The sequence below is a fragment of the Wolbachia endosymbiont of Madathamugadia hiepei genome (assembly GCF_013366855.1).
GTDB lineage: Bacteria > Pseudomonadota > Alphaproteobacteria > Rickettsiales > Anaplasmataceae > Wolbachia.
The window spans coordinates 1-5,276 of record NZ_WQMP01000070.1 but is presented as its reverse complement, the minus strand read 5'-3'; the positions used below and the strand labels follow the sequence as shown (position 1 = coordinate 5,276).

Sequence of the window (5,276 nt, the reverse complement as noted above, 5' to 3'; positions counted from 1 at the left end):
TCTTAAATATTATAACTAAAGTAGTATTCTGAATGCAAGTGTCAGCTACTTGGATGACAGGAAGAGGATGCCGGAATGACACCATCATAGAACTTCAGCTACACTCTATGATTTTACATATTAATTTAATTATTTATACTTTTTTTGCTAAGATATAAATTATACTGATATGGAAATTTACGCTTTTTTTAGGGAAATCACTTTATGCTTGATATTGAAGAATTAACAAATTAGAGGTTAAAGTTATGACAATTAATCAACAAGTAAATAAAAATATAACTAAAGAAGAGTATTTCAACAATGGTGGTAAGGGATTTAACTCACCATATATTATAGAAATAGAAGAACTAAATATCAAAGTAGAGGTTTATTCTCATGATTTAAGAGCAAGTAAAGTTCCTAAAATTGAAAGTGAGATAAGAGAAACAGCTATTAATTTTAAAAATGCATTCGAATTGGAACCTGGCAGTTCAGGACAAACATTCAAGATTTATGTGTTCGACGATAAGGATGATTACACCCACCTTGGTGGAAGCGATGCTTTTAAACTTGGTCTTGGAGATGAAGGTGGTAAGTGTTATGCAGGGAGTGATAATGTTTGTGCTGAAATGTACGTCTATCAGAAAGGTGGTGTTCTTAACCTTCAGCATGAATTTGCACATGGTTTAACTTACTTGGCGGGAGGTAAACAAGTATTCGAAAATTCTCCTAAAGCGTTAATGGAGGGAATTGCAGATTATTTTGAACACTACTCAGACCATAAGTTCAACTCTCAAGGATCAAGTATTGAAAAAACTGAAGCTGCAAAGTTGGATTTAAGTAAAATCTTAGAATTAAAATACTTACCCGATAATGAAAAGAATAGTCTAGTTTATAAAACTGGTCATGCGTTGGTAATGTATTTACAGGAAAAAGATCCTAGTTTATTACGAGACTATCTAGAAGCTTTGCGCAAAGGTGACTTACATAAATCAGAAGACTTGCTCTCTCAAATAAAAGGTCAAGATGATGCTTTCAAGGGCTGGCTTGCTAAAAATAATACAGACACTGCAATGGAGAAAATCAATGCCCTGCAAGTTACAAAAGGGGATTTGATAGCAACTGGTCAAGAAATAGTGGATGGAGAAATTAAAAATGTATCCTACTATAGAGCAGACATAAAAAAAATGGATGGAGAAAAGGTTGGAAGCTTCTCTCCTGTAGAACATGTTGCGCTTTATGATGTCGCTCGTGCTATTAACAGGGCAACAAATGATAAGCTTGATATATCAAAGGAATATCACTTCTTAAAGGTAATAAAAACTCCTGACGGGCAAACCAAACTCACTTACTCTAATCAACAAGGTAACGAGGAGTATCGAAACAGTCAAGAGTATAAAAATCAGGCTTTCAGAATACTATCAAAATATGATGAAAATTTAAAGGAAGCTTATGATAAAAAACTAAAAAACCTGGATGAGCAGATTCGTAAGGAGTCCGCTGAAGTACTTGAAAAATACCGTAAGCAAGAGATTTCTTATAAAGAACTTTTAGAAGAATATAATTCCATTACTTCTTCCTCTCGATATGAGGGATTGAAAAATCCCTTACTCGATGAGATGATAAGTACTGGTTTAAAACAAGTAAGGAAAACTAAGAACATCGATGTAGGAAAGATGTTAGAAGAGATGATCAATATCGATCCAAACTTAATGAGAGGTACAAATCATATTGATCTGCAGGAAGGCAAGATTTTCTCTATAAAAGTCCATGGTCATGGGAATATGGGTGCGCTGTCCATATACGATGGAGACATAAAACTTGGAGAGTTATCAATTGAATCAGGATTCTTTAAGCAAGTTGAAGATCAAACTAAAGAAACTTTTGTTTTTGAGGATATATTGCACAACTTGAATACTCAATATGAAGGCGGTGCTTATATGGCGGTTACAAAAGAAGATGTTCATTATAAAGCTTCTCTAATAGATGGCAGAACAGTTGAACGTGATGAATATTTCGATGAAACACATTTACACGAAAATGAATTGTTGCATCCCAGTGTTGGACATATTCAAAAAGATTTGGATTCCCTGCTCCTTAGAGGCACTAAGATTTTGAATCATAAGGATTCAAAGCATGCTCAATATTCCGATGAGCAAAGAGAAAGCGGGTTAATCGTGGAAAAAGGAAAATTATTGGATAATAAGGGAACCGATAGGACAGACGACGATGTACACGAAGCTGTTGTAAAACAAGGAGGCGAGCGCTTATATGAATTCAAAAATATGGGTTTTTACATTAGCGAGGAAGGCGACCTATTTATTCATGACCATGGAGCAAACGTAAGATTTCAACTACCAAAAAGTATTACTCATCTAAAGTTAGTACCGAAGGATGGCGGATATAAATTGGTGCCAGCTGATGAACGTGGTAATGAATGTAAGTATGACGCTCGAGGTAATGCTATACCAGACGAATACAAATATATTGACCCAATATTTGCACATGAATATGAAAAGAGAGATTATTCTCATGAACATGTCAATATAGGCCTTGTAAACTTTGATCAATACAACACTGGTAAGCTTTTTGCTATTAAGTACGATCCAAACGATTACCATATACAAAAAAATTCCAAAGGTGAAATACTTAGAATAAACGATCAAATATATTTCACTAAGGTAAAACTATTTGATAATGATACTGGTAAAAAAATTGGGATGTTATCTAATAACTTTCATAACTTTAAAGGAAAAATATTTTTTTCTGCTGACTATAACTACAGTTATAGCGATTTCCTGGCATCAGTTTCTCCTCAGGTTGAAATTGAGAATATGGAAAATGGAAGTAGAAAAATAACTTTCGACCAAGGTAGTGGTGATCTGGGTGATACTGATAAAGGCTACACCGATTATCAGAGAATATTTACAAGAGAGAAACAAACCGAAAGTTCAAAAGAACAGGCAAGTGTAAACAAAACTGAGACAGAAGTCGATGCGCCACACATGGGTTATAGTATTACTAATACTGTTGCTCAAATTGCTGAAGGAAGTACTGCATCAAACGACAATGATGAAATGCAGTCTGATCAGCCACAAATTCTAACGAGGGTGATAAGGTCAGCTTTAGTAGAGGACAAAGAGCAAGAGCAGGTAGTGTTGAAAGACACAATCTTGAAAATAGAAAAGAACTATGATCGAGATTCAGAAGGAAAACATAAGGCAAACGTTACTATAGATTATTATGATGTGAAAGCCTTGTATGACAGAGCTGAGGGAGCAGAAAAGCAATCTGTGTTAAAGTTTTGGCATAAATTGGCCGAATCGGGATATAAGGTTGGTGCTTTGCCAGAAGATAAGTATTACTTTCAAGATGGTAAATTCGTAATTCGCGACAGCGATACGCAGAAGTGTATAGCGTTGCCTGAAGATAAGGTGTCCATCAAGATAATGAAAGATGGCGATCATTATGATCTAGCTATATCTAATAAAGAGAGCAAGGTAATAAGTAGTATTACAAAAATAGATAACTTAAACTATGAGTTGCTGTCAGACACAAGTGGTGTCAGTTTAGAAACGCAAGATAGCACTCTATTTTCAGATCAACATAATGAATATAATGTTTATCTAGAGAATGGTTTAGGAGAAATATTTAACTGTACAAGCGATTATGCTTATCACGATCACACCTTGTTCAACATGGATTAATACACATAAAGGGCTGCTGTTTTAATGCAGCAGCCCTCATGTGTGTGAGGTTATTATACTAAACTAAGTATAAATTGTTGCAGAATTACACATTTTTTTGATATTAGCAAGAACTATAATAATGTAGTACTGCCTTGCGTATTGCCAATCCGAATTCCACCTGCTGTAAAATAACACAATCTGCTATATCACTGCTGATCTCAATCCCTCTGTTTATCGGCCCTGGGTGCATAACAATCGCACTTGGTTTCGCGCATGATAACTTTCGTGAATCAAACCCATACAAATGAAAGTATTCTCTCTCTGAAGGAACAAAACAACTATTATTCATGCGCTCTTTTTGCAACCTCAAAAGCATAATTACATCTGCATCTTTTATGCCTTCAATTAGCGAATAATGGACTGAATCTACCTCAGGAAAATGTCTACAAATCAAAGTTGGTGGTGCAACCAAGCATATTTTTGCTCCAAACATTTTTAGTAATCTTATATTCGATCTTGCAACTCTGCTGTGCAAAATATCTCCGCATATCACAATTTTGAGATCTTTTATTTGCTTCTTATAACTACTGATTACAAAATAGTCCGCAAGGGCTTGAGTTGGATGTTCACTGCTTCCATCACCTGCATTGATTAGTGAGCAACTAACATGCTCGGCCAGCATATTTAAAATACCGCTGTTTTTTTGCCTGATTACTATGTAGTCAGGATTCATTGCATTTAACGTTTTTACCATATCTTTCAAATTTTCTCCTTTATTAATAGAAGAAGATTTTATCGGCAGAGTTATAACATTTGCTCCAAGACTTTTTGCCGCTATTTCAAAAGAGGCAAGCGTACGCGTTGAATCTTCAAAAAATAGATTTATTACTGTCTTGTTTTCTAAGATATGCTCATTTGCAGCTTCATTTTTCAGGTATTGACCAGCTAACTTAATTATATTTTCTACATCGTTGATTGTGAGATCCTGTATGCTTAGCAGATTCCCTCTATCGCTCATAATTTCTTTTTAGTGTACAATTGCCATTCAACTCATTCTACCTCTTTATTACTTTTTTTCAATAAGTCCCCTCCATGACAATTATTTTAGCTAATCCTAAATAGGCATTGCATTAAAACAAAAACTGGTATTAACTGATAATTAGTATTCTAGTTTTATTATGGTTAGTATGTTAATAGTAAGTGAGGTTGGAAATGGTTGCGAAAACTGAAAAGAAAGATGAGAAAACTAGCCTAGGAAGCAAAATACTAGATTACATGCCGTGAAGAACGGCGCTCACAGTTGCTGCTTTTGCTATTCCAATTGTTGGTCCTGCTGCTGGTACAGTTATTGGAACTTTAGCACATGGTAATTATAGGAAGAATAATAGAATTGAAGATGAAGAGAGCAGCAAAGAGAATGCAAAGCCAGGTCGTTTAGAGAAACTCTTATCTAAAGCTGGCACTATTGTGATAAGAATTAGTGCTATTGCAGTTGGTTTTCTGCTTGGAACACTATAGATTAGCCGATAAAGAAAGAGCTGGAAATAGAGGGCTTTTTGGGTTGCATGGAATATGAAATAAGCGTAGAAAAGATGTGAACTAAAAAGT

2 protein-coding genes are annotated in these 5,276 nt (G+C 35.0%); one reads left to right on the top strand and one right to left on the bottom strand.

Features of this window, described 5'->3' with window-relative positions; all coding sequences use genetic code 11:
• Positions 1 to 245 precede the first annotated feature (245 nt).
• On the top strand, positions 246 to 3,686 hold the full coding sequence (locus tag GO685_RS03245; RefSeq protein WP_175937552.1) for a collagenase: 3,441 nt from the start codon (positions 246 to 248) through the stop codon (positions 3,684 to 3,686).
• A 103-nt stretch (positions 3,687 to 3,789) separates the two neighbouring features.
• Here GO685_RS03245 and GO685_RS03240 read toward each other — a convergent pair whose 3' ends face one another.
• A complete protein-coding gene (locus GO685_RS03240) occupies positions 3,790 to 4,686 on the bottom strand; it encodes an aspartate carbamoyltransferase catalytic subunit (protein ID WP_175937551.1) in 897 nt (298 codons plus the stop codon).
• Positions 4,687 to 5,276 lie beyond the last annotated feature (590 nt).

Coding starts and splice junctions, on each gene's coding strand:
- GO685_RS03240 (WP_175937551.1), bottom strand. CDS start 4,686: ATGAGCGATAGAGGGAATCTGCTAAGCATACAGGATCTCACAATCAAC.
- GO685_RS03245 (WP_175937552.1), top strand. CDS start 246: ATGACAATTAATCAACAAGTAAATAAAAATATAACTAAAGAAGAGTAT.